Origin of the sequence: Luteolibacter algae, from assembly GCF_042683045.1 — a bacterium.
GTDB lineage: Bacteria > Verrucomicrobiota > Verrucomicrobiia > Verrucomicrobiales > Akkermansiaceae > Luteolibacter > Luteolibacter algae.
The window spans coordinates 24,453-49,259 of sequence record NZ_JBHUIT010000026.1 but is presented as its reverse complement, the minus strand read 5'-3'; the positions used below and the strand labels follow the sequence as shown (position 1 = coordinate 49,259).

General features: G+C 53.2%; 25 protein-coding genes. 7 read left to right on the top strand and 18 right to left on the bottom strand.

The genetic code is table 11. The features are described 5' to 3' along the window. Positions 1-14 precede the first annotated feature (14 nt). The 4 genes from ACFSSA_RS11580 to ACFSSA_RS11565 all read right to left on the bottom strand — a co-directional run bounded on the left by ACFSSA_RS11580 (position 15) and on the right by ACFSSA_RS11565 (position 4,327). Positions 15-1,679: a divalent metal cation transporter gene (locus tag ACFSSA_RS11580; RefSeq protein WP_386820612.1), complete on the bottom strand. Its 1,665-nt coding sequence runs from the start codon at positions 1,677-1,679 to the stop codon at positions 15-17. Between the two features lie 60 nt (positions 1,680-1,739). Further along, positions 1,740-2,549 (bottom strand): sugar phosphate isomerase/epimerase family protein, encoded by an 810-nt coding sequence (locus tag ACFSSA_RS11575; RefSeq protein WP_386820611.1) that lies wholly within the window; start codon positions 2,547-2,549, stop codon positions 1,740-1,742. A 37-nt stretch (positions 2,550-2,586) separates the two neighbouring features. After that, a complete protein-coding gene (locus ACFSSA_RS11570) occupies positions 2,587-3,990 on the bottom strand; it encodes a cryptochrome/photolyase family protein (protein ID WP_386820610.1) in 1,404 nt (467 codons plus the stop codon). Between the two features lie 76 nt (positions 3,991-4,066). Next, the gene (locus ACFSSA_RS11565; RefSeq protein WP_386820609.1) at positions 4,067-4,327 is read right to left on the bottom strand and encodes a hypothetical protein; all 261 of its coding nucleotides are present in this window, start codon (positions 4,325-4,327) and stop codon (positions 4,067-4,069) included. 247 nt (positions 4,328-4,574) lie between these two features. Between ACFSSA_RS11565 and ACFSSA_RS11560 the strand changes: the two genes are divergently transcribed. Together ACFSSA_RS11560 and rplQ are read left to right on the top strand one after the other, a co-directional pair. Continuing rightward, on the top strand, positions 4,575-5,657 hold the full coding sequence (locus tag ACFSSA_RS11560) for a DNA-directed RNA polymerase subunit alpha (RefSeq protein WP_386820608.1): 1,083 nt from the start codon (positions 4,575-4,577) through the stop codon (positions 5,655-5,657). A 38-nt stretch (positions 5,658-5,695) separates the two neighbouring features. Next, positions 5,696-6,124, top strand: coding sequence for a 50S ribosomal protein L17 (gene rplQ, locus ACFSSA_RS11555; protein ID WP_386820607.1), 429 nt, complete (start codon positions 5,696-5,698; stop codon positions 6,122-6,124). Positions 6,125-6,391: 267 nt separating this feature from the next. Here rplQ and ACFSSA_RS11550 read toward each other — a convergent pair whose 3' ends face one another. From ACFSSA_RS11550 to ACFSSA_RS11535, 4 genes are read right to left on the bottom strand one after another with little or no spacing between them, the layout of a single operon-like run. Next, positions 6,392-6,682, bottom strand: a complete 291-nt coding sequence (locus ACFSSA_RS11550; protein ID WP_386820606.1) for a hypothetical protein — start codon at positions 6,680-6,682, stop codon at positions 6,392-6,394. Positions 6,683-6,696: 14 nt separating this feature from the next. Continuing rightward, complete coding sequence (locus tag ACFSSA_RS11545) at positions 6,697-7,275, bottom strand: RbsD/FucU domain-containing protein (protein WP_386820605.1); 579 nt, start codon at positions 7,273-7,275, stop codon at positions 6,697-6,699. A gap of 56 nt (positions 7,276-7,331) precedes the next feature. Then, a complete protein-coding gene (locus tag ACFSSA_RS11540; protein WP_386820604.1) occupies positions 7,332-7,571 on the bottom strand; it encodes a CDGSH iron-sulfur domain-containing protein in 240 nt (79 codons plus the stop codon). A gap of 6 nt (positions 7,572-7,577) precedes the next feature. Next, entirely contained in the window at positions 7,578-7,766 is a 189-nt protein-coding gene (locus ACFSSA_RS11535; RefSeq protein ID WP_386820603.1) for a hypothetical protein, read from the bottom strand. Positions 7,767-7,908: 142 nt separating this feature from the next. On the opposite strand from ACFSSA_RS11535, the gene ACFSSA_RS11530 reads away from it, so the two are divergent. After that, entirely contained in the window at positions 7,909-8,559 is a 651-nt protein-coding gene (locus ACFSSA_RS11530) for an HAD family hydrolase (RefSeq protein ID WP_386820602.1), read from the top strand. Positions 8,560-8,583: 24 nt separating this feature from the next. Here ACFSSA_RS11530 and ACFSSA_RS11525 read toward each other — a convergent pair whose 3' ends face one another. Both ACFSSA_RS11525 and rdgB read right to left on the bottom strand, forming a co-directional pair. Beyond that, positions 8,584-9,105 carry an NlpC/P60 family protein gene (locus ACFSSA_RS11525; protein ID WP_386820601.1) on the bottom strand — a complete coding sequence of 174 codons (522 nt, stop codon included), beginning with the start codon at positions 9,103-9,105 and terminating at the stop codon, positions 8,584-8,586. Between the two features lie 42 nt (positions 9,106-9,147). After that, positions 9,148-9,750 (bottom strand): RdgB/HAM1 family non-canonical purine NTP pyrophosphatase, encoded by a 603-nt coding sequence (gene rdgB, locus ACFSSA_RS11520; RefSeq protein ID WP_386820600.1) that lies wholly within the window; start codon positions 9,748-9,750, stop codon positions 9,148-9,150. Positions 9,751-9,822: 72 nt separating this feature from the next. On the opposite strand from rdgB, the gene ACFSSA_RS11515 reads away from it, so the two are divergent. From ACFSSA_RS11515 to leuS, 3 genes are all read left to right on the top strand, one after another. Continuing rightward, the gene (locus tag ACFSSA_RS11515) at positions 9,823-10,287 is read left to right on the top strand and encodes a thioredoxin family protein (RefSeq protein ID WP_386820599.1); all 465 of its coding nucleotides are present in this window, start codon (positions 9,823-9,825) and stop codon (positions 10,285-10,287) included. Positions 10,288-10,294: 7 nt separating this feature from the next. Then, positions 10,295-10,738, top strand: a complete 444-nt coding sequence (locus ACFSSA_RS11510) for a thioredoxin family protein (RefSeq protein ID WP_386820598.1) — start codon at positions 10,295-10,297, stop codon at positions 10,736-10,738. A 111-nt stretch (positions 10,739-10,849) separates the two neighbouring features. Then, the gene (gene leuS / locus ACFSSA_RS11505) at positions 10,850-13,390 is read left to right on the top strand and encodes a leucine--tRNA ligase (protein WP_386820597.1); all 2,541 of its coding nucleotides are present in this window, start codon (positions 10,850-10,852) and stop codon (positions 13,388-13,390) included. Between the two features lie 122 nt (positions 13,391-13,512). On the opposite strand, the gene pyk is transcribed toward leuS, so the two are convergent. From pyk to ACFSSA_RS11465, 8 genes are all read right to left on the bottom strand, one after another. Then, positions 13,513-14,916 carry a pyruvate kinase gene (pyk, locus tag ACFSSA_RS11500; RefSeq protein ID WP_386820596.1) on the bottom strand — a complete coding sequence of 468 codons (1,404 nt, stop codon included), beginning with the start codon at positions 14,914-14,916 and terminating at the stop codon, positions 13,513-13,515. A gap of 252 nt (positions 14,917-15,168) precedes the next feature. Then, complete coding sequence (locus tag ACFSSA_RS11495; protein WP_386820595.1) at positions 15,169-16,755, bottom strand: Rne/Rng family ribonuclease; 1,587 nt, start codon at positions 16,753-16,755, stop codon at positions 15,169-15,171. A gap of 48 nt (positions 16,756-16,803) precedes the next feature. Then, the gene (locus tag ACFSSA_RS11490; RefSeq protein ID WP_386820594.1) at positions 16,804-19,005 is read right to left on the bottom strand and encodes a peptidoglycan D,D-transpeptidase FtsI family protein; all 2,202 of its coding nucleotides are present in this window, start codon (positions 19,003-19,005) and stop codon (positions 16,804-16,806) included. Positions 19,006-19,013: 8 nt separating this feature from the next. Beyond that, on the bottom strand, positions 19,014-19,592 hold the full coding sequence (locus ACFSSA_RS11485) for a hypothetical protein (protein WP_386820593.1): 579 nt from the start codon (positions 19,590-19,592) through the stop codon (positions 19,014-19,016). A gap of 12 nt (positions 19,593-19,604) precedes the next feature. Continuing rightward, a complete protein-coding gene (gene mreC, locus ACFSSA_RS11480) occupies positions 19,605-20,411 on the bottom strand; it encodes a rod shape-determining protein MreC (RefSeq protein WP_386820592.1) in 807 nt (268 codons plus the stop codon). 37 nt (positions 20,412-20,448) lie between these two features. Then, positions 20,449-21,477 carry a rod shape-determining protein gene (locus tag ACFSSA_RS11475; protein WP_386820591.1) on the bottom strand — a complete coding sequence of 343 codons (1,029 nt, stop codon included), beginning with the start codon at positions 21,475-21,477 and terminating at the stop codon, positions 20,449-20,451. A 239-nt stretch (positions 21,478-21,716) separates the two neighbouring features. Continuing rightward, complete coding sequence (locus ACFSSA_RS11470; RefSeq protein ID WP_386820590.1) at positions 21,717-22,439, bottom strand: metallophosphoesterase family protein; 723 nt, start codon at positions 22,437-22,439, stop codon at positions 21,717-21,719. Between the two features lie 94 nt (positions 22,440-22,533). Then, on the bottom strand, positions 22,534-24,090 hold the full coding sequence (locus ACFSSA_RS11465; protein WP_386820589.1) for a pyridoxal-phosphate dependent enzyme: 1,557 nt from the start codon (positions 24,088-24,090) through the stop codon (positions 22,534-22,536). Positions 24,091-24,465: 375 nt separating this feature from the next. On the opposite strand from ACFSSA_RS11465, the gene ACFSSA_RS11460 reads away from it, so the two are divergent. Then, positions 24,466-24,762 (top strand): hypothetical protein, encoded by a 297-nt coding sequence (locus ACFSSA_RS11460; protein ID WP_386820588.1) that lies wholly within the window; start codon positions 24,466-24,468, stop codon positions 24,760-24,762. The last annotated feature ends 45 nt before the right edge of the window (positions 24,763-24,807 follow it).

Here is a 24,807-nt window from a genome sequence, read left to right as displayed (position 1 = left end):
ACCGTAACGAAAGACTATACGCGGTTCTTTTTCATAAAGCCCAAGGTGCCCAGGATAAAAAGAATCGCAAGGACGACGAGAGCGCTGACCGACATGATTCCTTTCAGGCCGGGAGTGCCGACTCCCTGGTAAGTGACCCAAATCGCACCGTAGGAAACCAAGCCTGTGGCAAAAATCATAAGCACGTTCCAACGGATGCGGCGCCCACCGATCGGCATTTCGGCGCCAAGTGCGGTTTTCGAATTCATCAGGAGGAAGAACGTGTAGTAGGCGATCGGGATCAGCGCTCCAGCAATCGTCGATGCGGGGATTGCCAAGGCCGCCTTGGAAGCGCCTGTCCAGATTGCCGGGTTGAAAAAGCCGATGATGCCCGGGAGCATCGCGCCGATGAAATGGACTGTCTTATTATCGGGCTGGCCAATGGCCTCCGTGGCGCAGAAACCATTGATCAGCATGAGCATAATGATCGTGGAAAGCGCCATGCCGAGAACCCCGAAGCCAAAGATCTTTTGAGCGAGAAATTTTCCGGTGAACGGCTCGAGCGAAGAAGCCAGCTGCGCAACGTCTCTGTCGGCCAGCATGGCGGCGATTCTCTGGTCGTCCGGAGTGACCAGTGCTTTGGCGGATTCCATGCTCTCGGCGCGCCCTTCGGCTACGATTTTCGTTAGGAGCGGGGCGAGCTTGCTTTCGTAGGAGGCTTGCATCTCCGGCCGGGGAAGGCCGTTGTCATCCAATACATCGGTGGTCTTTCCGTAAAATTGGGAGGCCGAGGAAATGACCAGGCAGCCGGTGGCGATAACGAACGGGACGATAAGCCCGAGTGAAAGATCGAAAATGGCGAGACCACGGTGGCGTTTCCCCCAATTGCGTTTCAGGATGGAATAAGGGAGCAGGAATGTCATATTGATCCCCACAGCGGTTCCGAAAGCTGCAATGATTTTCCCCGCGTGATCGCCGGTTACAATCTCCGTCCAGGCGGATGAATTTTCCCCCGTTTGAGCAATTGCGTCTACAAATGCCGGAGTTGGATTCGTGAAATACTTCAGGCTCGGGATATGCCCGGTGAAAACAGCTCCGAAATCGACAGCACCCTTGGCAATCAGCGTAATGGTGACTCCCACAAAGGAGAGCACGATGAGTCCCACCATCACCTTGAGAATACGTTCGAACCAAAGGACGCCGGTCCCTCCTTTGTTATAAGCACTAACGATAAGTGCGGCGACGGCAAGGATACCCCCACCGATGACATACGGACTTACCGATGCGGTTCCAGGTGCGATATTCTGCTGAATGGCTGCCGTGGCCAGGGAAAACTGCGGGAGGCAGAAGACGAGGTTCGCGATTGCGGCTGCGATAATCCATGCCCAGGCAAGGAAAGGGGAAACCCGGCGAATGACCAGGCCGAACGGACGCTCACCGGTGGAAAGTGTTACGAAGGTAATCGCTGAAAGCATGATGACTCCGCAAATCATCGCGAGCGGTTGAAGCCACAACATATGTGGACCGAAGAGAATACCGAGGTAGAGAGCGCCAGCCAGTGAGCCCCCGCCCAGGGTGATCGCTCCCTGTAGCCAGCCGGGGCCGGATAGCTTCGCATAAATCGCAGCCTTGCCCAATGGGCCTTTGGTTTCTGCCTGTTCCAGCAGCTCGGTTTCGGTTTTTGAAAGATGGGTCTTCATTTGATGCGGGGGATTCCTAACGCAGTTACGCCAGTGGCGGCGATGGTTTTATCGAAAAATTCATGCAAAAAACTTGCGAAGATTTGTAAGGCTCTCTGTGGCAAGCGTTTCCGGTGAGATTTCGGTGTCAAAAACTTCTACGGAAACCCACTTGTCGTATCCTCCGGCGATCAGCTCATCAGCGATTGGCTGGAAGTCGACTGCGCCCATCCCGGGGCCTTGGAGGTTGGGGTCATTTGCATGGAAATGAGCCGTCCACGGCAGGGACTCCCGGACGATTTCTGGTATCGGCTTATCATCGGCGGCCATCGCTTTGACATCGAGGTGGAGCCGGACATTGGGCGAATCGATGATTTTCAGAAGCTCTATGGTTTCGGCTGCTGTATTGATAAAGTTGGTTTCCGCGGGCCCCAGGAACTCAAAGGCGATAGTCACGTCCGCCGCTGCCAGATGGGGCGAAAGGCGTTGAAAGAAATCGATAAAACGTTTTGTCGCTTCTTCCCGGGACCAATCGGGCTCCAGCGTGCGTTGCTGAGGACTGCCCCAAACCATAATATTGCCTCCCATGCTGGAGCAGATTTCAGCCAGATGGCGTGCGTAATCGAAGGTTTTCGATTGGATCTTCCCGTCGGGATGGGTCAGATGGTAGCCATGGGTGTGAGCTAGCAGCCAATGCAGGCCGACGACTTCCAGGCCGTGCTCGCGGATCACCCGCCCATAATTTGCAGCTTCCGCCATGGTGAGCGTTTCCGGTTTCCCCAGCGTGAAGGGTGCGACTTCCAATCCAGTGTAACCATGGCGTGTGGCTTCGGCGCATGTGCCGGCGAAGTCATGATTCCGGAAGGTTTCGTTACAAATCGCAAATTTCATTGCAATGTGAATACCCCCTCATGAGAAGGCTATGAAGTTAAATTTTCTTGTAATTTTTGAATGTCGCCAGAGTCCGCTCCCGCTCGGTTTTGTGATCCACACATGGGAGGGGATAGCCTGAGGCAAGAGCAGTGCCGCCTTCGGGGGGCTTCTGGAATTTCTTTGGATCCACGTTTTTCAACTCCGGGATCCAACGCTTGATGTAGATTCCCTCCGCGTCATATTTTGCGGTCTGTGACCATGGATTCTGGATTCTGAAATAAGGTGCTGCATCGGCTCCGGTGCCGGCAGACCATTGCCAGCCGCCATTGTTTGAAGCGATTTCCCCATCTGTAAGATGCTGCATGAACCATGATTCACCGAGCTTCCAATCGATATGCAGATCTTTGGTGAGGAACATCGCGGTAATCATTCTGACCCTGTTGTGCATAAAACCTGTTTTCAAAAGCTGGCGCATCCCCGCATCCACAAGTGGAAACCCCGTTCGTCCCTCCTTCCAGAGCTGAAAGTTTTCGCCGGGTTCATCCCACGGGAGTCCATGCCAATCCGCATTGAACTCATGGGTTAGCACGTCGGGAAAGTGGTGGAGAATGGCGAAATAAAACTCCCTCCATGCGAGTTCCTTGAGGTAGATTTCCAGCGATCCCTTGGTAGCGGGATCTGAAGAGTTCATCTTTTCAGCGACTTTTTTGTAGAGTGTCCGGATCGAGATCAAACCATGACGAAGGTCTTGGGAAAGGCGGGAAGTGCCTTCCTCGGCCGGGAGGTCGCGGCGTTTGCCATAGCTCCCGATGATCCCGGAAATGGCATGATTCATTCTCTCCGTGGCAGCCTTCTCGCCAGCTTGTGGAATTTTTGCCTCCGGCGGCTCCAAATCCCAATGCTTTACCGATGGAAGATCCATGGAGGTGACGCCTTTGGGAGTATTCAGCACCCGTGGTTTTGGGTGCGGGGAAGGCTTTTCCAAAGACTTCCAGTTGTTATAATAGGGCGTGAAAACCTTATAGGGGGTGCCGGATTGGGTTTTTATCTCCTCGGGGTTATGGAGGGCGATATCATCATGCCCGTAACATTCCACACCGAGTTTCGAACAAAGATCAGAGAGCTCTTGCTCCATCCGTCTGCCAAAGGGATCTGGATCCCGGTTGAAGTAGATCGCCGTGGCCTTGGTTTCATGGATAAGCTTTTCAAGCTCCGCTATCGCTCCTCCTTCGCGAATAGTCAGGGTGCCGCCTATCGTCTCTAAATTCTTTGAAAGAGATGCGAGGGAACCGCACAGAAAGTGCTGCCGGTTAGCTCCAGTCCAGAAGTGCTTTTTTTTCCAGGAGCTAAGGAAATAAACCGGAATTACGGGCTGGCTACAACGACTAGCGTGGAACAACGCGGTGTTGTCGGATATGCGTAAATCGCGCCGGAACCAATGGATTACAGGTCTCTGCATCCGGCATTAGAGCACGGAATCGTCCGTAGCAAATTAGAAATTGATCGAATTCACTTGGGGTGGTTCGTTCCTGCGTTCAATATTTAGCGAGGAACTTCTCCGCTTTTTTGATCGTCGTCGCGGATAATTTGCCGTTGACGCGTTTGGAGGCGACCAAAATGGCTTTGAGCTCTTCAAGAGCTTCCTCGGCCACTTTGAGAGAACCAACCGGGCCATCGTATTTCTTGTCCGGAAAATACTTGGTAAAAGTGGTCCCTGCACGGCTGATGCACAGCCGCCAGCCCTCGAACGCCGCATTCTCATACGTAAAGCGCGTTAGATTTTTTTTAGACTTCATTGTTTTTGTTAGATTTGATCCTATGGGTGTTATAGTGAAAAACGGCCATAAACCAAGCCTGAATCGAGTGAGCAATCCATAAAATAGCAATTTTTCTGAATATTTTCGAGAAAAAACATTGCCAGAAGCCTTCGCAGGCTTTCTCTTCGCGCTCCGCGAGTATAAGAAATTAACCGCCGTCGGTCCTTTGGGTGTTGAAAAACACCCCTGCTCGCAAAAGAGGGTAACCCGGCAACCAATACTAGAAATGTCTACAACTACACTGGCTCGGTTCGAGCTTCCTAACCGCCTCGTTCGCAACGAGGAAACGGCATCAGATACATTTGCTCAATTCATTGCAGAGCCTTTCGAACGTGGGTATGGCCACACGATCGGGAACTCACTGCGTCGCGTAATGCTCTCATCGCTTGAGGGTGCATCGATCACATCCGTTCGTATCGCCGGCGTGCAGCACGAATTTTCCAGCCTTCCAGGTGTTGTGGAAGACGTGACGGACATCGTTCTCAACCTGAAGAAGGTCAAGTTCGCCCACAACGACAAAGAGCCGAGAATCCTTTCCATCAAAGTCGAAAAAGATGGTGTTGTAACCGCTGGGGATATCCAGGACGACAACATCTACTCCGTAGTTAATAAAGACCAGATCATCTGCACTCTCGATAAGAAGGTGAAGTTTGACTGCGAATTCGAAGTCCGCGTAGGTCGTGGCTTCTCCACTGGTGATGAAAACAAGCGTAAGGATCAACCAATTGGCGTGATCGCTATTGATTCGATCTTCTCGCCGGTAACGCGTGTTAAATACAGCGTCGACTCCACACGGGTAGGACAAATCACCGACTATGACAGACTGACCCTTGATGTCTGGACTGATGGTCGCATCACTCCTCAGGAGGCATTGCTGCAAGCATCTGCAATTCTTCGCCACCACCTCGACGTCTTCGTCAATTATGATGAAAACGCAGTGGACTTCGAAGAAGCACCTGCGGAATCCAGCGAAGAAAATGCAGCTCTCAAGAAACTTCTCAATATGTCCGTGAACGAAATCGAGCTTTCCGTCCGCGCGGCGAACTGCTTGAACAACGCGAACATCACTTCCGTCGGTCAGCTGGCCATGAAATCGGAAGCCGAGATGCTGAAATACCGGAACTTCGGTAAAAAATCCCTCAATGAGATCAAGGACAAGCTCGTCGAGCTCGGCCTCGGTCTTGGCATGTCCTTCGAGCCTAGCCTCCTTGCCGGTGGCTCCATTGCAAACCGTGGCCCACGCCTCGGAGCGGAAGACGAAGCACCTGTCGGACTGGCTGATCTTATCGCCCAGAACCTTGACGACTAATTACAAACCTTGATTCAAACCACTAACGGAAGCAACCGATGAGACATCGCCGCAATACCACTAAGCTTAAACGCAACACCGCCCACCGTAAATCCCTGCTCGCCAACCTTGCTTGCAGCCTGATCCAACACGGTCGTATCAAAACAACCTTCGGCAAAGCAAAGGCCCTGCGCCCTGTAGCTGAAAAGCTTGTTACCCAAGCCAAACGCAACGACTTGCATTCACGTCGTCTCGCAATCGCATTTCTTCGTCAGAAAGATGCTGTGAGCACGCTTTTCGATAAAGTCGCACCAGCTGCGGCAAATCGTCAGGGCGGCTACTGCCGTATCACAAAACTCGGTCAACGTATGACCGACGCCGCTCCGATGGCAATCATCGAGTGGGTGGATCAACCGGAGGTTGAATCCGATGAACTGGTAGAAGCTGTGGAGGAAACTCCAAAGGCTGAAGCAGCAGCTGCTGAATAAGCTGCACTTCCCGGAAATAACTTGGAAAAAGGCCCTCTCACTAACCAGTGGGAGGGCTTTTTTTATGCTCTGACAGCTGTTTTTTCTAATCTAGCTGTTAGCTGAGATCAGCCAGGTAGGAAAATCCGTTTGATTGTGCCGTGCGGAAAAGCGGTCGTCCCCATACAATGGCTGCGGCTACCAGGAGGTCCCCGCTGCGAGGGATATGATCTACTTTTCAGTGGATGATTCAGTGGGGAGTAAAACCGGTCAGCGGGCAAAAGCCGCTCACTTGGTTTTTTTCACAATCTGCTTTCTGAACAATGGCAGATATTTGGTCTCGATATGATCGTGGGCTGCCCTCAGGCCTTCGGCACGATAAATATTACCGATAATTGCTTCGACACTGGTTGGATTGCCAAACGCGCTGAGAAATTCGTTGGAGGTGAGATGGGTGAACCAGATCCCATCCATGCAGCCCCGCTCGCGAAGAACGAATTCACGGGCATAGAGGGCAAGGACGGCATCGCCGATCCAGGCTGCTTCACGTTCGATTTTGAGCGCTTCGTTTTTGGTCACAATGGAGGATTTGGTTACGGGATAGGTCTGGTTACTCTGTCCATGCGCTCACGGCGGATCCTTTCGCGGAGCCGGTCCTCGGATTCCGCATCCCAGTAACCGGGCTGAAGTTCCAGAAACACTGAGGTATATGGGAGGGCGGTAGGCGTGCGGATGACGAGCACGTCGAAATTCTGGTTGGCAGATTCCATCAGGGTCACCAGCGACTGCTGATCAAGCTCCGTGGATTCGTGTCCGTGGAGGGCTCCCACGATTTTTTTTCGTAATTCATTGATGCCTGGTGCGAAATCATTTTCCACCGCGCGCATTTCCCTCGTCAGGTAAACATGGGGTTTCACATGCTGGGTTTCTTCCAGCGCATTGAAAACGTAGTCCAGCACTTCGGGGATCTCGGCATCGGCATTGACTTGGCGGATGCCCGGCCGATTGTGTGCCGGAAAAGAGGCTTCCGCGATGACGATCCAGTTTCGGTAGCCGAGCTGGTGGACTTGATTGTTTACAGAGTCCTGCCAGGTTTTCTGATGTCCCATTGTTCCACAACCCACGCTGAGAGCGGTGAGAATGATGGCGGTGAATCGACCGAGGAAGCTCATGGATGGCAGAATATTAGCGGATGGGAACCAAGTCAATTGGAGGCTTGGTGCGGGAGTCAAAGATTGCGATGACTGCCATCGCAGAATGGTGGCTTCCGGGTCGCTTTACATTGGCAAAAGCTGAACGTTCCTTTCTCCGTAACTTCCAGGCGTTTTGGCTGCAATCCGGTCCCTTTGTGCGAGCCGTCACAAAAAGGGCTGTGACTGCTCCTGCCACAGCTGCACCAGAAATAGATTCCAGGCTCAAGATCCATTCGGATTGGCTTGGTATCGGTGCATATTGGCTCGTCCGGCATAGATGCTTAGTGTCTCGCTGAGACGACTGGATCGACAGTAGCGACGATCTCTTTCGAGGAGATGCCTACCTCAAGTTTTGCGGAAGTGCGCTTTTGCTGAGGATAACGTTCCGCTGGAACTTTATGAAAATAGGTGGCGCCTAGCCATGCGAGAAGAACTGCGGAGGACGCTCCAATGAAGTGACGAATACTCATTATATTGAAATTAGATGAGGGAGGGCGCAGGGCTTATGCCAATTGTAGTTTATTTTGCCAATAAAAATCGAATTCGCTGACGTTTAGGTGCTTGGTGGAAATTGAAACTTGATGAGGTGGACTCATCACGCAACGAATAGACATGTTGCCATCCGCAGTTTTATTCGATTTCGACGGTGTTCTTGTGGATACCGAGTGGGCTATCTACCAAGCTTGGCTGAGAACGTTCCAGCGACATGGACAGAATCTGCCGCTTTCGCTGTATACCCGTTGTATTGGTTCCGATTTCGACGCGTGGTCGCCTAAGCTCTACCTGGAGGATCTCACCAAGTTGGAGTTCGATTGGATAAAAATGGACGAAGAGCGACAGGTGGAAATCCGCGCCGATTTGGAGAAGGAGGGTGCCATACCGGGTGTCATAGATGTCCTTGAGGAGCTCGAAACGCGGGATGTGCCACTGGCAGTGGTTTCCAGCTCATCACATGATTGGGTGGATGGATGGTTGGAGAAGCTGGATCTCAGAAGGTTTTTCCGTGAAGTGGTCTGCAAAGGCGACGCTCCGCGCATCAAGCCTGCGCCGGATCTTTACCTGGCTGCCGCGGAAAAATTGGGGCTGGAGCCCGGGAAATGCCTGGTGATTGAGGACTCTCTCAATGGATTGAATTCTGCGAAAGCTGCCGGGATGGATGTGTGGGTTGTGCCTAATCGGGTCACGCGGGATCTGGATTTCGGAGCGGCAGATAAGGTCCTCACAGATTATGGACAAATGTGTGAGGACTTATTCAAAGTATGATCGGAAAAGCTTTCCCGGAGCTTTTTACAATCCGCTGGGGTGACGCATTACGTGGCCGTGGCCATTGCGGGTAGCGGTTTTCCAGCGGGGGCCGCTTCGTGCGCCACTGCCGCCGGTATCCAGCCTCAATCCCGCGACGGTCATAAAGACATGGCCGTTGCGGACGTAAACGGTGATCCATTTGCCTTCGCCTTTTTTACCGTATTCGAAAAATCCTTTCGATGTCAGGCAACCTTTCAAGAGGCCGGCTTCTCTTAGGACATAAGAAGTCGTGCCAGAACAATCATAGCCGGTGTCTTCGAATTTCGCGTGGCCGCCGCCCCATTTGTATGGTTTGGATTGTAAGCGATTTCCGGCAGCGATCGCTTTTTTTACAGCTGCGGGAGCACCTTTTGGCGCATACGCGATACCATTTTTGATCATCGCGGTGCGCCCATGATCAAAGCGGTAGGAGACGGGTTGCTTGGCCTTTACCTGGCTTGAGCACGATGAGAGGAAGCAGACGGCTGGCAATACGAGGAGTGCCAAGAGAGAGAAAGATTTCATGCGGGAATTTTTTCAAATATAGTAAACTTTTTCAAACTATTTTTAAAAGTTAATGGACTGGTTTTCGATGGCATCCACCATGGCCTTGAGCGCCCGGGCGCGGTGGCTGAGGGTATTTTTGATTGTTGGACCGAGTTGTGCCAGGGTTTGTGTATGCCCGGCAGGAATAAACAGGGGATCATAGCCAAAACCGCCACTTCCTGACAATTCCCGGCCGATTGTGCCCTCGACGCTACCGCTGAAAACGCCTTGCTCTTTTCCATCCTTCGCGAGGACGAGTGTGCACTGGAAGCGGGCTGTGCGTCCATCCACACCGGACATTTCCTCGATCAGCCGCTGGTTGTTTTTCGCATGATTGCCTTCTTCGCCTCCGAAGCTGGAAGACCAGACCCCCGGGGCGCCGTCCAGGGCATCGACTTCCAGTCCGGAATCATCTGCAAGAACCCAGCCGCCCATGAGAGAGCTGATTCCAAGGGCTTTTAGCCTCGCATTTTCAACGAAGGTGCTCCCGGTCTCTTCGATCTCGGGTAGACCCGGGAACGAGCGGACATCCGTGATCTCAAAACGATGACCGAGAATCTGCCGTATCTCTTCTGTTTTGTGCGCATTTCGGGTGGCAAGGATCAGGCGGGGAAGGCTTTGCATGGGGATTGAGTCCCAGTTTTTTCGCACTTAGCCAAGAAATTTAGAATAAAGCGGCTGTCTGTTCCGTCTTCTATGATGATGAAAGCAATTACCCACCTTGCCGCAGTGTCCTTCGGAGCAGCTGCTCTTGTGTCTTCCGCCTTTGCCAAAGCTCCCGAAGGCTGGGAAACCAATGTCGATGAAGCGATCGCGCTGGCCAAAAAAGAGAATAAAGCCGTGATGCTTGAGTTCACTGGCTCTGATTGGTGCCCGCCGTGCATCATGATGAACAAGCAGGTTTTTTCAAAAAAAGAGTTCGTGAAGCCTGCTTCCGAAAAATTCGTTCTTGTTCACCTGGATTTCCCGAATGGCGATCCCGAATTAAAGGAAAAGAATCAGCCATACGCGGAGAAGTATCGTATCGAGGGTTTTCCGACAGTCATTCTTCTCGATTCAGAGGGTAAGGAGTTCGATCGATTTTTTGCCTCCCAGTATCCTGATGTAGACAAGTTTTTGGGTCATCTTGACGAGTCCCTTGAGAAGAAAGATCTAGACTGATATTAAGATGAAAAAATTTTTATGTGTGATTAGCTCGATGGTTGCGATGTCGCTTGTAACGCTCGCAGGTGAAGCAACGTGGCTGCATGATTTTGAGGCTGCCAAAGCCCAGGCGAAGGCGGAGAATAAACCGATATTCATCAATTTCACCGGCTCTGATTGGTGCGGGTGGTGTATCAAGCTCGAGAAGGAGGTGTTCTCCAAAAAAGAGTTCCAGGAGTATGCGAAGGAAAACCTGGTGCTGATGGAAGCGGATTTCCCACGCAATAAGGAGCAATCCGCAGAGGTGAAGGCGCAGAACAAGGCACTTGACGAACAATTCGGTATTGAAGGCTACCCAACGCTCTTTCTGCTGGATGCGGATGGCAAAAAGCTCTCCGAAGATGTCGGCTATCGCGCGGGAGGACCTGCGGCCTACGTGGATCATTTAAAAAGTCTGTTGAAGAAATAGTCATCTTTTCTACAAACGCCCTTCAAATATCCCTGTCTGGTTTCACACCCCGGCAGGGTTTTTCTTTTCATACGCCAGCCGATAAACCAAGTTTCCCGCTCACTTCCGACCATGTCAGACTCCCGCAAACCATTTCCTTTCGCCGATTTCGAACCAAAGTGGCAATCCCGCTGGGATGCTGAGAAAACTTTCCGCACGCCTAATCCAGGCGAGGAGGGATTCGATGCCAGTAAACCCAAGTATTTCGTGCTCGATATGTTCCCGTATCCGAGCGGTGCCGGCCTTCACGTGGGCCATCCGGAAGGCTACACAGCTACCGATATCATCGGCCGTTACAAGCGGATGAGAGGCTTCAATGTGCTTCACCCAATGGGCTATGACTCCTTTGGCCTCCCGGCTGAACAATATGCGATCAAAACCGGGCAGCATCCGGCAATTACCACGGCTGCGAATATTGAAACGTTCCGCCGTCAGCTGAAATCACTCGGTTTCGCTTATGATTGGGAACGGGAGATTGCCACGACCGATCCCGAGTATGTGCGTTGGACGCAGTGGATCTTTCTGCAATTGTACAATTCCTATTTCTGTGAGGAGGAGAATAAGGCAAAGCCGGTTTCCGTGCTTGAGGAAAAAGGTTGGTCCCGGGATGAGATCGATCAGGTGAGGCTGGCCTATGTCGCCGATACACCTGTCTGGTGGTCTCCGGATCTGGGCACAGTCCTCGCAAACGAAGAGGTTGAGGAGTGGAAATCCAAAGGTCATACCGTCGAGCGGCGGCCGCTGCGTCAATGGATGCTGCGTATTACAAAATACGCGCAGCGTCTCATTGATGAGCTCGATACGCTGGATTGGCCGGAAGGCATCAAGCTTCTGCAGAAAAACTGGATTGGCCGAAGCGAGGGGGCCGAGGTCGTTTTCACAATCGGAGAAAAACAGGTAACCGTTTTCACAACGCGTCCTGATACGCTTTTCGGGGCGACATATATGGTATTGGCACCCGAGCATCCGTTCGTTTCCGAGATCACCACCGCCGGACAGGAAGAGGCTGTCGAAGCTTACAGGAAGAGCATCTCCGCAAAATCCGACTTGGACCGGACTGATTTGAACAAGGACAAGTCCGGGGTTTTTACCGGCGCCTACGCGGTGAACCCGGTTAGCGGGGAGGAGATCCCGGTTTGGATCGCCGATTATGTGATGATGGGCTATGGCACAGGTGCGATTATGGCTGTCCCTGCGCACGATGAGAGAGATTATGAATTTGCCAAAAAATTTGATCTCCCCATCAGACAGGTCGTGCAGCCGAAGGATGAGAGCAACTGGCAAGGCTACACTGCGGCGGGCACGGCGGTAAATTCAGGTTTCCTGGATGGAATGCCAACAGCAAAAGCCAAGGCCAAGATGATCGAGTGGCTGGTGGCGAATGAAAAGGGAAACCGGAAAGTTCAATTCAAGCTCCGGGATTGGTTGTTCTCACGTCAGCGTTACTGGGGGGAGCCGTTCCCGATCTTGTGGAAAGACGGCAAACACTTTGCGCTGCCGGAAGACGAGCTGCCGCTTTTGGCCCCGCCACTGGATGACTACAAACCCTCCGGCACGCCTGATCCACTGCTGAGCAAGGCCCGGGACTGGGTAGAGCTCCCTGACGGAGTAACCCGTGAAACGAACACCATGCCCCAATGGGCTGGCTCCTGCTGGTATTACATGCGTTACTGCGATCCCGGTAACACTGACCGCTTCATTTCCAGGGAAGCGGAAAATTACTGGGCGGATGAAAAACCGGGAATGGTCGATCTCTATGTCGGAGGCACGGAGCATGCGGTTCTTCATCTTCTCTACGCGCGTTTCTGGCATAAAGTTCTCTTTGATTTGGGTCATGTCCACACTCCGGAGCCCTTCCAGAAGCTTGTAAACCAAGGGCTGATTCTCGGCGAAGATGGACAGAAGATGTCCAAATCCCGCGGAAATGTTGTCAATCCGGATGATGTCGTGAACGAATACGGTGCGGATGCATTGCGGTTATACGAGATGTTCATGGGACCATTGGAGCAGGTAAAGCCGTGGCAAATGAAAGGGGTGGAGGGAGTTTCCCGGTTTCTAGCCCGTGTTTGGCGCCTGGCGGTTACGGAGGAGGGTGAACTTACCGGCAAGATCCAGGACGTCGAATGCACGGACAAAGAGCTGCTCCGTGTGGTCCATGAGACGATCAAAAAGGTCGGCGAGGATATTGAAAAGCTGAGCTTCAACACGGCGATCTCGCAGATGATGATTTGCACCAATGCTTTCACACAAACGGAGGTTGTCTCGCTGAAGGAATTCATCGAATTTCTTACCGTGTTGAATCCGTTTGCTCCCCATCTCAGTGAGGAGATCCACGAGCTGATCTGCGCAAAATTTGACCGTCCGGCGGAAATGCTCTCCGAGATGGTGTGGCCTGAGTATGATGCCCAGGCATTGATCCGCACTGAGTGTGAACTGGTGGTGCAAGTGAATGGAAAACTTCGCGATCGTATTTGGATGGCGATGGATGCACCCGAAGAAATTGCCAAGGAAAAAGCCTTCGCTTCGGAAAAAGTCCAGGAACATATCAATGGGAAAACTCTGCGAAAGCTGATCTACGTTCCCGGAAAAATCATGAACCTGGTCGTCAGCTAGTCCTCTGCCGACCGGTAAACTCTAAAAACGAAAGTGCCCGGTGCGAGAGATTCGCGCCGGGCACTTTTTTGGAATGGAAGTGGATAACTCGATCTGAAATCCAGCTAACCGTTCTTCACGGGCTATGCGTGGTGAAGGAGAATCGAGTTCGCCGCAAAGTGGTCCGAAAGGATGTCGGAAACGATTACGATGGGGGTTCCCGGTTTTACCAGATCCAGCTTGCGCAGCTCCTCGGTGGCGCGCTCGATGGTTTCTTCGATGTTGGTGGAAAAGCCGAGCCGGAATGCACGAATCCCTCGGGTGAGAGAGAGCTGGCGGCAGACTGTTTCCTTGGGAGTAAACGCGTAGAAAGCATTTGTGCGCGGTCGCATCAGAGCGATGTGGTTTGCAAGAACGCCGCGGCGGGTGAGGACGATGAAACGCGCATCCGGAAGGGAATCTGCAAGCGTCACGGCGGCCCGGGCGGTCTTCTGGCGTTCGTCACGGAGAATGACGTTTGCGCCAAAGCCGTGTCCACCGGAACGCTCGATGCGGGAGGCAATTTTTACAATCGCGTCCACACAACGCTCCGGGTAACGGCCCACCGAAGTTTCTCCGGAAAGCATCAGGGAATCCGCCTCTTCATATGCGGCATTCATGACGTCGGTTACTTCGGCACGTGTCGGAGTCGGATTGGTGATCATGGACTCAAGTAGTTGGGTGGCAACAATAACGCGGGTGCCAAGCTCGTGGCAGCGCTTGACGATCCGACGTTGAAGAATTGGAAGGTCTTCGAAATCCACCTCGATACCGAGATCGCCCCGGGCGATCATGATGACATCGGAGATTTTGATAATTGCGTCAATATTGCGGACGGCTTCCTGGTCTTCGACCTTGGCGACAATTTGAGCTTCGCCCTCCAGGGCTTCCATTGCCTCGCGGAGCTCCCGCACGTGTGCTGCATCCCGGACGAATGAGCCAGCGATGTAATCGGCGCCGCATTCCACTGCCAGAGCCAGGTCCTTGTGATCCTTTTCGGTAAGTGCCGGGAGATTCAAACGGACACCGGGTAGATTGATGTGACGGCGTGAGCCCATGGTGCCGGGAGTGCGGACATCACAAATGATCCGATCGTCTGCCACCCGTTCGATAAGCATGAGCAATGCGCCATTGTCCACGACGAGGGTGTTTCCTTCTGTCACATCGCCCATCAGGCCGGGATAATTGACCGTGGTGGAAAGCGGAATGGACGGTTCCACATCCGCGCGGCGAAATTCAACTTTGTCACCTTCCTTGAGGTCAAAATTTTCTGCAAGGTCGCCGGTGCGGATGGATGGGCCGGTGAGATCGAAAAGGACGGCGATATGCGCATCACGTTTCTCAGACTCCCGGCGGACACGGCGTGTCATTTCCGCTGCCCATTCGTGAGGGGCGTGGCTCATGTTCAAGCGGATAACGTTTGCACCGCCATCAATGAGTTTCCCGATCATTTCAGGGGTTTCCGTGGCTGGGCCGAGTGTGACGATGAGTTTGGTTTTGCGAGACATGATTTCGTTGGTTGTCTTAAAGTGTTGCGGTGAACGGTTTAGAGCAGGGGACATGCCGCAGATGAAAATTGCAAGCACCAGCGAGTGAAGAGATCGATTTCTGGAAGAATTGCAAGATCTGGCGGAGGAGTTGTTAATTGTTGGCAGTTTTTGGCTCTGTTTCCGCGGTTCTGGTTACGTCGCCAAACAAAAAGAACGCCTCAGGAATTTTTCCCAAGGCGTTTTCCGGAAGAGTGATGAAAGGGGGTTGATCTAGCCCTGCTCGATCGTTTTCTCGGTGGATGCGTCGATGACCGCATAACGCTCGCGATTGAGCGTTGGATCCGAGCGGAAGATCAAACGGCCGGAGTGGGAGCGTTCCAGCTCAACCAATACTTTCGCGTCTTCCTGTTTGAAACGGTTGAGGACATCCGAGTTTACGATAACGATCAGGTCGCCCACTTGATCCCGGCGGCTCTGAATAATGGTGTTCAGACGGCGCTGGATCTCGATGGACATGGTCATCGGAGTCTTTACGCGACCGCGCCCCTGGCAGTATGGGCAGGGTTCATACATGGAATCGCGGAGGGATTCGTTGAGACGCTGACGGGTCATTTCCATCAGGCCAATCGGGGAAATCTGCAGGATTTGGGTTTTCGCCTTATCTTTTTTGACGCGTTCCTTCATCGCCTTGTAGACGGCCATCTGGTCTTTGCGATGACGCATATCGATGAAATCGACGACCACCAGACCACCGATGTTACGCAGGCGTAGCTGGCGGGCGACTTCCTCCGCGGACTCGATGTTTGTCTGGAGAATCATTTTATCGACATCCTTGGAGCCACGGTTACGGCCCGTGTTTACGTCGACAGAGATGAGGGCCTCCGTTTCATCGATGACGATGTAACCTCCGCATTTCAGCCATACCTGGCGTGAGAAAGCCTCATCGATTTGTTTCTGGATATTGACCCGCTCAAAGATCGGTTGAGTGGCGGTAGGCAAGTAATGAATGCGGCGCTTGGCACGGCGGGAGATTTTACCCGCGACTTCCCGGATGAACTCCGTGGTTTCCTCATCGTCACAGAGGACTTGATCGATCTCATCCGTGAGGAAATCGCGTGCGGTGCGTTCGATCAGCCCGGGCTCCTGGAAAATGCAGCAAGGAGCGGGATTATTCGCGCGGCGTTTGTCGATGTTGTCCCATTGCTCGAGGAGCATTGCCAGATCGCGGACGAAGTGTCGTGCGCGTGTTCCTTGGGCGACCGTGCGCATAATGATCCCCATTCCTTCCGGAACGGAGAGTTTTTGGACAATACGGCGGAGGCGTTGACGCTCTTTTGGGTCATCGATCTTGCGTGAGATACCGAACTGCTCGGTAAAAGGCATCAACACAAGATAGCGGCCGGCGAGCGAAATATTGGTTGTGACCCGCGGGCCCTTCGTGCCGATCGGGCCTTTCGAGACCTGGATGACGATTTCCGATCCCACCGGATAGATGTTCGGGATGTCCTTTGAGGTGATTTTTTTCTGCGGCTTTTTAGTTCCTTCCCTCTGGATTTCTTCCAAGCCGCCGTCCAATGCTGCGGGGATGGCATCCCAGAAATGGAGGAACGCGTTTTTATCCAGGCCAATGTCTACGAACATGGCTTTCAACCCTTGTTCAATGTTTTTGACACGTCCTTTGAAGATGCCCCCAACGATATTTTGGTCGCCCTCCCGCTCGACCGTGTATTCTTCCAGCACACCGTCCTCCAGGAGGGCGACGCGGCGTTCGAGTTTTTCTACATTTACGATAATTGAATTGCCTTGTGAGGGGTCGGCGGTGCCGATGCCCAGGAGTCGTTTAATTTTTTGAATCACTTGTTAAGTTTGTTTGAAATTGTCTGAGTTATTACGGGAAACGGATGATCACTCATTGATGGGAGTGGCTCGGGGAATGACTTGTCCCTCGCGGTCTGTTTCCTGGGTAATGGTGGGTTTTGGAGAAGTTATAGCTGGAGTGTTATTGGCGGGAGCTTCCGGCAGGATATCGCCTACCTCGTCACCCGTTTCACCGATTTCATCGCCTTCGGCTGCCGCAGTGACAGGAGCATCAGGATCCGCAACCGGAATTTCCGAAGCTTCAATAGCTGCAAGAACGTCTTTGATAGGCTCGATGCCTTCGATGAATTTGAGGTGCCCCTGATACTCGGTTTGGGGTTTGAGCGGAAGACGCATGCCGTTTTCCTGAGCAAAAATTCCTGTGTAAATCATGTTCACCAGAGGCCCGCAAACGCCACCCCCGGAGCCGGCGGCTTGGGCCATGACGACCACCGCGTAGCGTGGCTCTTCATACGGAGCGAAGGAAATGATCCATGAATTGTTCGATTTCTTACCGTTATCAACGGTTTGTGCGGTGCCGGATTTAGCGGCGACCTGGATGTCTTCCATGCGGACTTTCCCGGCGGTGCCGCCAGCTTCATTGACGGCCATATACATTCCTTTGCGAATAAGGGCCAGATCGCTCTCCTTCACGCCGGATTGCAGGAGATCGACTTCGAGCTTCGGAAAATCCGGAACCAAAACCTCGCCGTTTTCTGCTGTGACCTTTTTGACAACACGGGGCTGATAGTATTTACCGCCGTTCGCCACCGTTGAGACCATGGCCGCCATCTGTAGGGGGCTGGCCATGGTGTCTCCCTGGCCGATTGACAGCATGGCAGTGAGTGCGGGAGTCATTGCCGCGCCAGGAACAGATGCACGCCATGCACGGGAGCCGGGTAGAATGCCGGGATCCTCGTTCGGGAGCTCGATTCCGGTTTTTTTTCCGATTCCGACCATTGAGCAACCATCTACCATTGCTTTCCAGCCGATGGTGTTTGCCAACTTGTTGAAATAGGGATTGCACGACTGCTGAAGGGCTTTCGGTAAAGTCAGAGAGCCGTGGCTGCCGCCTTTCATATTGTAAATCCAGCAACCGATCTTGTGATTCCCGAAGGGGACATAGCCATCACAGGTGAAAGAGCGATTCGCCATCCCCTGGATCGCTCCGGCAACCGCAGTCGGGACTTTCATCGTGGAACCCGGAGTAAATGAGGTGATTGCGCGATTGGTGAAAGGAGAGAGCTGGGGGTTGGAATTGTAGGCGAGAAATTGCTCTCTGGAAATGGATGGAATGAAAGCATTCGGATCATAATCGGGAACCGAGGCCATGGCTAGGACTTCGCCGGTCTTCACGTCCATGACGACTCCTGCCGCGCGGCCTGCCCGGCGGAGAGTATTCTCCAGGAGATATTGTAGCCGGGCATCGATGCTTAGTTCTACCTGCGCGCCTATGCCGGGTTTTGTATAGTCGAGCATGCCAATCGTGCGGCTTTTCTCGTCTTTGAGGATGGTCTTGCGGCCTTCCGGGCCACGGAGATACTCGTCCATGGTTGCCTCCACTCCGGCGATTCCCTTTTCCTCACCGATATAATGGTCGTAAGCGCGTTTATCGGCGGAGGAAATATCCCCTTTTTCCCACTGTTTCAGGTATCCGAGGACGTGGGATGCCAAGGTTCCATACGCATACTGGCGCTGGGGGCGGATGCCAAGCGATACGCCCGGGAATTCCAGGTTCCGCTCTGCGATACGCGCGAAATCCTCGTAGGTGAGATCCGCACGATAGGTGAAGGGCACCAGGCCGCCATGGGTCAGATAATGGGTGCGGAGAGCTGCGGCGTTATAGTTTTTTGCCAACCCCAGCTCCTGGAGCGGTTTGATCGTCCACTCGTTGACGATGGTGACGATGTCTTTCTCGGAGCGCTTGCGCGGGAGACCGTTCTGGGTGGTGAGCCGCTCCAGGGTCGGGCTTTCGCTGTGTTGCAGGCGGTAGGCGTGAAGAATTTCCTCCAGATTAAAGGAAACCACGTAGTTACGGAGATTTCTCGCGAGGGGAATTCCGTTGCGATCAGTGATTTCACCCCGGATGCCCGGTTCCCGGACAGTCACTGTGCGGTTTCCCGGGACAAGAGCCTGGAACTCATCCTTGCGCTCGATCTGGAATTCGTGCAGTCGGGAAAGAAGTGTGCCGAAACCTACAAGAATGAAGGCAGTGAGGATGTATAATCGTAATCTGTAGCGAGGTTCCACGGAATTGGTTATCTGCGTTTTGATTTATGGGCTTCCGGATACAATGAATGATCAAACAATTTTGCTATCCGGAACAGAAGCCAAAACACCAACGGCGAAAATAGCATGGTTAGCAAAGAGGTATAAGTCAGAAGCCTGATGATAGATCGGGTGATGGTGAAATCACCCCTGACAAATGAAATGAGAATAAACTCCGCCGTGAGGTAAAGGAAGATGGCTATACCCGTCAATAGGGCGGAAAATTGCCATTTTCCCTGCCGGAAAAGCGGGTTGAGGCCTTGCATGAGAAAGCCCATCGCAGCAAACAGGAGTATCGAGTAGCCGAAGCGAAGTGACTCCACAGGCTGGGTATAGACTTCCGAGTCAGCAATGATTGGCGCAAGCGAGCAATGCGCATCCCACAAGGTCCCTGCGATGAGCGCCAGGAGTAACATTGTCGGTGTCGCCACGCTGACTGCGCAACAGAGGAAAACCAAGTGCACGATAAGCACCCGCGAATGACTCAGGCCGGTGAACGCAGGCACGAACTGCTGCAAAAGAAATGCGGCTAGCAGAAGAAAAACTGTGCTGAGATTGTAGCGAAACAAGCGATTGGATTATCAAGGGTTTTCAGAAAGCACGACGAATACAGTTCCTAGGTCGCTGAGATCCACAGCGGGTGCGACCAAGGCTTCCGAATCGAGCGGGCCTTTTTCAACCGAGATAATGGTTCCAACTAAAATATTGGGTTGAAAAATGCCACCTCGTCCGGTGGTGAAGACGCGTTGTCCTGGCTTCAGGGCTGCATCTTTTGAAAGGAAACGGAGGCGCAATGTCGGGTTCCTGTCGAACTCGCCACGCTGCCCACTGAGAATGCCGACTTCCGGCGAGCCCTCAACGCGGACTGAAACCTGGCATTTTTCATCCGTGATGAGCAATACCGAGGATCGGTGTTTGAAGGGACGGTCGATAATACCCACAAGGCCATCGTTGGATAAAACCGAAAGCTGGATGCCGATTCCGCGGTCCTCGCCGGCGTCGATCTCCATCGTCTGCCACCAAGTGGTGGGGTGGCGGCGTATGATCTGGGCGGCAACGACATCAAAATTCGTGGCTTTCTTGAAATCAAGAGCGTGGCGCAATTCCTTGTTCTCCCGCTCAAGCTCGTTGAAGCGGGATTCAATAATGCGCAGTCTGCCGATTTCAGGGCGGATTGTGGAAAGCTCCGCCTCCAGGGCTTTCGAATGTTTTGTCTCCTCGAGAAGCTTGCGGGCTTTTGTTTCGAGCGTGGAGCCTACGGTGAGAGTCGGGGCGATGGCTTTGAAATACCCGACCTGAATCTCCCTCACCACGTGTTCACTGCGCGTCAGTGCCCATGTCGCTCCCGCAAGGAAGAGAAGTAAAGCAATGAGATTGAGCGGTTTCATGACCGGGTTTCAGTTCCGGAAAGCCGGATACCTTGGATCAACGATCTGTGTTTGTGACCCGCTTCAGAAGAGCCAATTCCTGAAGTGCCTTTCCTGTGCCTTCCGCTACTGCGCTGAGAGGATCTTCCGCAACGTGGACGGGGAGGCCCGTCTCTTCCCGGAGAAGGCGATCCAACCCCTTGAGGAGGGCACCTCCGCCAGCGAGAACGATTCCGCGGTCCACGAGGTCGGCGGCTAGTTCGGGTGGGCAGCGTTCCAGGGTGGTGCGGACCGCATCAACGATGGTGCTGAGCGGGTCGGCCATGGCCTCGCGGATCTCCTGGGAGGTGATTGTAATGGTCTTCGGAAGGCCCGCCACTAGATCGCGACCTTTGACCTCCATAGTGATTTCCTTGGGCAAGGGAGCTGCGGAACCAAGGCGGATTTTGATTTCCTCCGAGGTGCGCTCTCCAATCATGAGATTGTAGGCACGCTTCATGTATTGAATGATGGACTCATCCAGCTCGTCTCCGGCCGTGCGCACGGACCGTGCGTAAACAATGCCGGAAAGGGAAATCAAAGCGACTTCTGTGGTGCCACCGCCGATATCGACAATCATATTTCCGGATGCTTCCTGAACCGGAAGCCCTACACCAATTGCCGCGGCCATCGGTTCCTCGATAAGATAAACCTCCCGGGCACCCGCTTGTTCCGCGGATTCACGGACGGCACGGCGCTCCACCTCTGTGATGCCTGAAGGAATGGCGATCAAAACACGCGGCGTGGAGCGTCGGCCCTTGTTTACCTTTTTGATGAAATGCCGGAGCATTGCCTCCGTGACCTCGAAGTCCGCGATCACCCCGTCTTTGAGAGGGCGGATGGCTACAATGTTTCCAGGTGTCCGGCCCAGCATTCTTTTTGCATCATCGCCCACTGCGAGGACTTCATTGGTGCCAGCTTTTACTGCTACTACGGAAGGCTCGCGAAGAACAATTCCGTGGTCCTTTACATTGATGAGAGTGTTGGCAGTGCCGAGATCGATTCCGATGTCGTTGGAAAACATGTTTCCAAAAAATTTATTGAACATGGATGGTTAGTAGATGGAAGAAGTTGAAAATAAGAGAGTTGTGTTAGGTCTAACGCATCTACCAACGTTCCGACCCATCGATTTAAGCCCTTATTTTAAGGTTGAGAAAGGCCGCGAGCGTAGCTTTGCGGAAGAAGAGGAGAATCAGAGCCCACTGACAGAGCGTCAAGCGGGAAAGCGAGTTCCACGCAATTGATTCCAAGGTTCCACAGCAACTGTCCCGGGCGGTTCCCGGCTGCCTATCTTCCTTCCGCAATACGCTCAGCGAGCATTTCAGGGAGGCCGGCGGCCAGAATCTTTTTCTGGGTTGTCGCGATATCATATTCAACACGACGGAATACGACGAGATTGCTCTCGTGATCGAAAATTGCGTAGCAGGCTCTGGGATCTCCATCACGGGGCTGGCCGACGGAGCCCGCGTTGATGAAATATTTTGCGTCGGGCTCGATGGCAATCGATTCTGCAGGGACTTCCCGGACCTTGTCGGTTCTAACGTAGACGCGCGGAACGTGGGTGTGGCCGTGGAAGCAGAGCTGTGTGAACTGATAGGAAAAGTTCGACATCGCATCAAAGCGGTTCGTTACGTAATTCCAGTGGACAGGTTGATCCAAAGTGCTGTGAACCACGGTGAAATCGGAAATCTGGCGAACCATTCTCAACCGTTTCAGCCAGAGGCGCTGCTCATCATCAAGCTGCTCGCGGGTCCAGCGGAGAGCTGCGGCGGCGACCGGGTTCATTGAATCAAGCGGATGGTCTTCCGAGGCATCCATGTCGTGGTTTCCTTTGACCGTTGGGCAGTTCATTTCCCTGATACGGTTCAAGCAGGCGACAGGATCCGCGTTGTAACCGACGACATCCCCCAGGCAGACATAATCTGTGACGCCTTGGCTCTCCGCATCCGCCATTACAGCTTCCAGAGCTTCTAGGTTTGCATGGATATCGCCGAAAATTGCTGTCCGCATGAGAGTGTTGGAAAGTTAGGAGGAGTTTGACCTTGGGGAGGTAGGTGTCGAGTGCTTATTGGGAGGCCGGGACCCTTGGGGTTGAAGACTCTGACTATATTTTGCCGGAGGATGCAAGCCTTGCCGACGTTTCCTTATCGAGGGGCTCGCATAGACGGTAGCCTTCGCCCTGAGGCGGCATTGCCATGAGGAACGCATCCCGCTCGAAGGTTGAGGGAAAATCCAGGCCGATCAGGGCGCGCCCGATCCGTTCTCCGGATTGACGGTAGTTGAAGTAGGTGAGATTCGCATTGCCGGAAATTCGCTTGGCGAGAAAATCGTGGAGGGCGCCCGGGCGTTCATAAAAATCCAGCCTCAGAAATGCCGGATGGGTCAGAAGATCTCCGCGGAGAGGGATGGCTCTGAAATCGATATCCGTCGCGCCCGTTACATCCTCCCACTGATATCCGCCATTGTTCAGCTTTTCCGGGATCGCCGCCAATGCTTCCGCTGAATCGGCCGATAGCGTAAAGCAGGGCCAAGCGTTCTCGGTATCAGTTTTCCCATATTGGAAATCGGTGACATCAATTCCCGAAAAGCTGTCGTTGAGAAGATTCAGCATCGCTCCCGGGGTTTCCGGGATGCGGACGCGCAAGGTGCGGTTTAGCCGGGTGGCGGAGCCTTCGGACTGGGCGATCCGGCCGATTTGGAGGAAATCAACGTTCGCGCCACAGAGAACAACCAGGATTTTTTTGCCGGCCAACCGATCTTTTTCTGCAAGAGCAGCGGCCAAGCCCATCGCGCCAGAAGGCTCGGAAATACAGCGAAGCCCTTCCCACAGTGTGCGGATCGCGGAGGTGACTTGCGCGTTTGTGACGGTAGTCATGCGGTCCAGACTGCTTTTGCAGATTTCAAATGGGAGCTCGCCGGCCTGTTTCACCGCTGTTCCGTCGCAAAACAGATCGACCTGAGGTAGTTGGATCCGTCTCCCCGCCTCTATAGCTGCTTTCATGGACGCCTGTCCGATCCCTTCGACTCCGATGATCTCGATTCCCGGCCAATAAGTCTTCAGCCAAGTGGAGACTCCCGCGGCCATTCCGCCACCGCCGATCTGAAGGTAGGCCGCATCAAAAGGACCGTTTCCGGAAAGCACGATTTCATCCGCCAGGGTGCCCTGCCCTGCCATGACCTGAAGATCATCGTAGGCATGGATATACATTGCCTTCGTGCTTTGTTCGTCAGACCGGGCAGCCTTGACCGCCTCGTCATAACTATCACCGACAAGATGGATGGAAACGTATTCCCCGCCATGCTGGAGCACCGCGTTTTGCTTCACCTTCGGAGTAGAGCATGGCATGTAGATCCGCGCACGGATCCCGAGCTTTTTTGCAGCCAGAGCCACCCCTTGGGCGTGATTCCCAGCGGATGCTGTCACAACCCCACGGGCGGCCTCCAGTTCGGTGAGGGTCGCCATCCTATTGGCGGCGCCCCGCCACTTGTAGGCTTTGATCGGAGAGAGATCCTCACGTTTCACCCATATTTCGAGATCACTGCCCGGCAGGGAGAGCAATTGAAGTGGGGTGGCTTGAGCGAAATGATACACCCGCTCTCTGGCAAAAAGTATTTCCTGCCGGAGTTTCCGGTCTAGCGGAAGTGATTCATCGCGTGTCATGCAGGCAATACAAACAAGGATCGCCCGGTGTTACACCAGAATTATATCCGGGGAGGCATTTCAGCCCGGATCAATCGGAACCAGCACCCACGTTGGTGGGGTGTCCTGGTTGATGATCTCAACAGGTAGTTTTTGGGTGCTCTCGGTAGCCTTGGGGGGTGAGGTATTACCGGCTCTGGTATTTTTCCATGCCAAGGCGGAAGCCACAGGAGCAGCCAACAGTAGAAGGGCAAGAAATGATACGGACTTATTGTTCGGCGGTTTGATTTATCGAAAGTCTCAAATTTCTCAAAACAATCAAGTTTCCGGTAATATTTTTTGGAACTTATGGTTGGTTATGTGGAATAGCCGAAGTAGATTTTAAAACGTAACGCGATGAGTGATAAAAATTTTACAGAAAGCAGAAGCAGACAGATCTTTGTGGGGGTTGGGATTATCCTGACTTTTACCGTGGTGATTGTGAGCTTTCTGGCATTCTGGCGCAAAGTTCCCGGTGTGCTCGGGGAGGGGCTCGGCATGGTGGCCGGAATCATCTCGACGCCGTTTTTCATGGAGGCTTCTTTCTTTGTCATGGGGATGATCATCGTGGTCGCGGTCAATACATGGCGCCGTCACAAGGGAGGCGATGAATTGATCTATCTCAATGAGAAAGACTATCCGGACGACCTATAGTCCGGCGGATTCTTCTGCCCACCACGGAAAGCCGGAGGGCTGATC

Excerpts from the sequence above, each read along its gene's own strand:
- rdgB (WP_386820600.1), bottom strand. The coding sequence starts at position 9,750 with ATGCAAAGCCTTCCCCGCCTGATCCTTGCCACCCGAAATGCGCACAAA.
- ACFSSA_RS11575 (WP_386820611.1), bottom strand. The coding sequence starts at position 2,549 with ATGAAATTTGCGATTTGTAACGAAACCTTCCGGAATCATGACTTCGCC.
- ACFSSA_RS11530 (WP_386820602.1), top strand. The coding sequence starts at position 7,909 with ATGTTGCCATCCGCAGTTTTATTCGATTTCGACGGTGTTCTTGTGGAT.
- rplQ (WP_386820607.1), top strand. The coding sequence starts at position 5,696 with ATGAGACATCGCCGCAATACCACTAAGCTTAAACGCAACACCGCCCAC.
- ACFSSA_RS11535 (WP_386820603.1), bottom strand. The coding sequence starts at position 7,766 with ATGAGTATTCGTCACTTCATTGGAGCGTCCTCCGCAGTTCTTCTCGCA.
- ACFSSA_RS11475 (WP_386820591.1), bottom strand. The coding sequence starts at position 21,477 with ATGTTCAATAAATTTTTTGGAAACATGTTTTCCAACGACATCGGAATC.
- ACFSSA_RS11460 (WP_386820588.1), top strand. The coding sequence starts at position 24,466 with ATGAGTGATAAAAATTTTACAGAAAGCAGAAGCAGACAGATCTTTGTG.
- ACFSSA_RS11515 (WP_386820599.1), top strand. The coding sequence starts at position 9,823 with ATGATGATGAAAGCAATTACCCACCTTGCCGCAGTGTCCTTCGGAGCA.
- pyk (WP_386820596.1), bottom strand. The coding sequence starts at position 14,916 with ATGTCTCGCAAAACCAAACTCATCGTCACACTCGGCCCAGCCACGGAA.
- ACFSSA_RS11540 (WP_386820604.1), bottom strand. The coding sequence starts at position 7,571 with ATGCCGGACGAGCCAATATGCACCGATACCAAGCCAATCCGAATGGAT.
- ACFSSA_RS11560 (WP_386820608.1), top strand. The coding sequence starts at position 4,575 with ATGTCTACAACTACACTGGCTCGGTTCGAGCTTCCTAACCGCCTCGTT.
- leuS (WP_386820597.1), top strand. The coding sequence starts at position 10,850 with ATGTCAGACTCCCGCAAACCATTTCCTTTCGCCGATTTCGAACCAAAG.
- ACFSSA_RS11545 (WP_386820605.1), bottom strand. The coding sequence starts at position 7,275 with ATGAGCTTCCTCGGTCGATTCACCGCCATCATTCTCACCGCTCTCAGC.
- ACFSSA_RS11580 (WP_386820612.1), bottom strand. The coding sequence starts at position 1,679 with ATGAAGACCCATCTTTCAAAAACCGAAACCGAGCTGCTGGAACAGGCA.
- ACFSSA_RS11470 (WP_386820590.1), bottom strand. The coding sequence starts at position 22,439 with ATGCGGACAGCAATTTTCGGCGATATCCATGCAAACCTAGAAGCTCTG.
- ACFSSA_RS11465 (WP_386820589.1), bottom strand. The coding sequence starts at position 24,090 with ATGACACGCGATGAATCACTTCCGCTAGACCGGAAACTCCGGCAGGAA.
- ACFSSA_RS11570 (WP_386820610.1), bottom strand. The coding sequence starts at position 3,990 with ATGCAGAGACCTGTAATCCATTGGTTCCGGCGCGATTTACGCATATCC.
- ACFSSA_RS11525 (WP_386820601.1), bottom strand. The coding sequence starts at position 9,105 with ATGAAATCTTTCTCTCTCTTGGCACTCCTCGTATTGCCAGCCGTCTGC.
- ACFSSA_RS11565 (WP_386820609.1), bottom strand. The coding sequence starts at position 4,327 with ATGAAGTCTAAAAAAAATCTAACGCGCTTTACGTATGAGAATGCGGCG.
- ACFSSA_RS11510 (WP_386820598.1), top strand. The coding sequence starts at position 10,295 with ATGAAAAAATTTTTATGTGTGATTAGCTCGATGGTTGCGATGTCGCTT.
- mreC (WP_386820592.1), bottom strand. The coding sequence starts at position 20,411 with ATGAAACCGCTCAATCTCATTGCTTTACTTCTCTTCCTTGCGGGAGCG.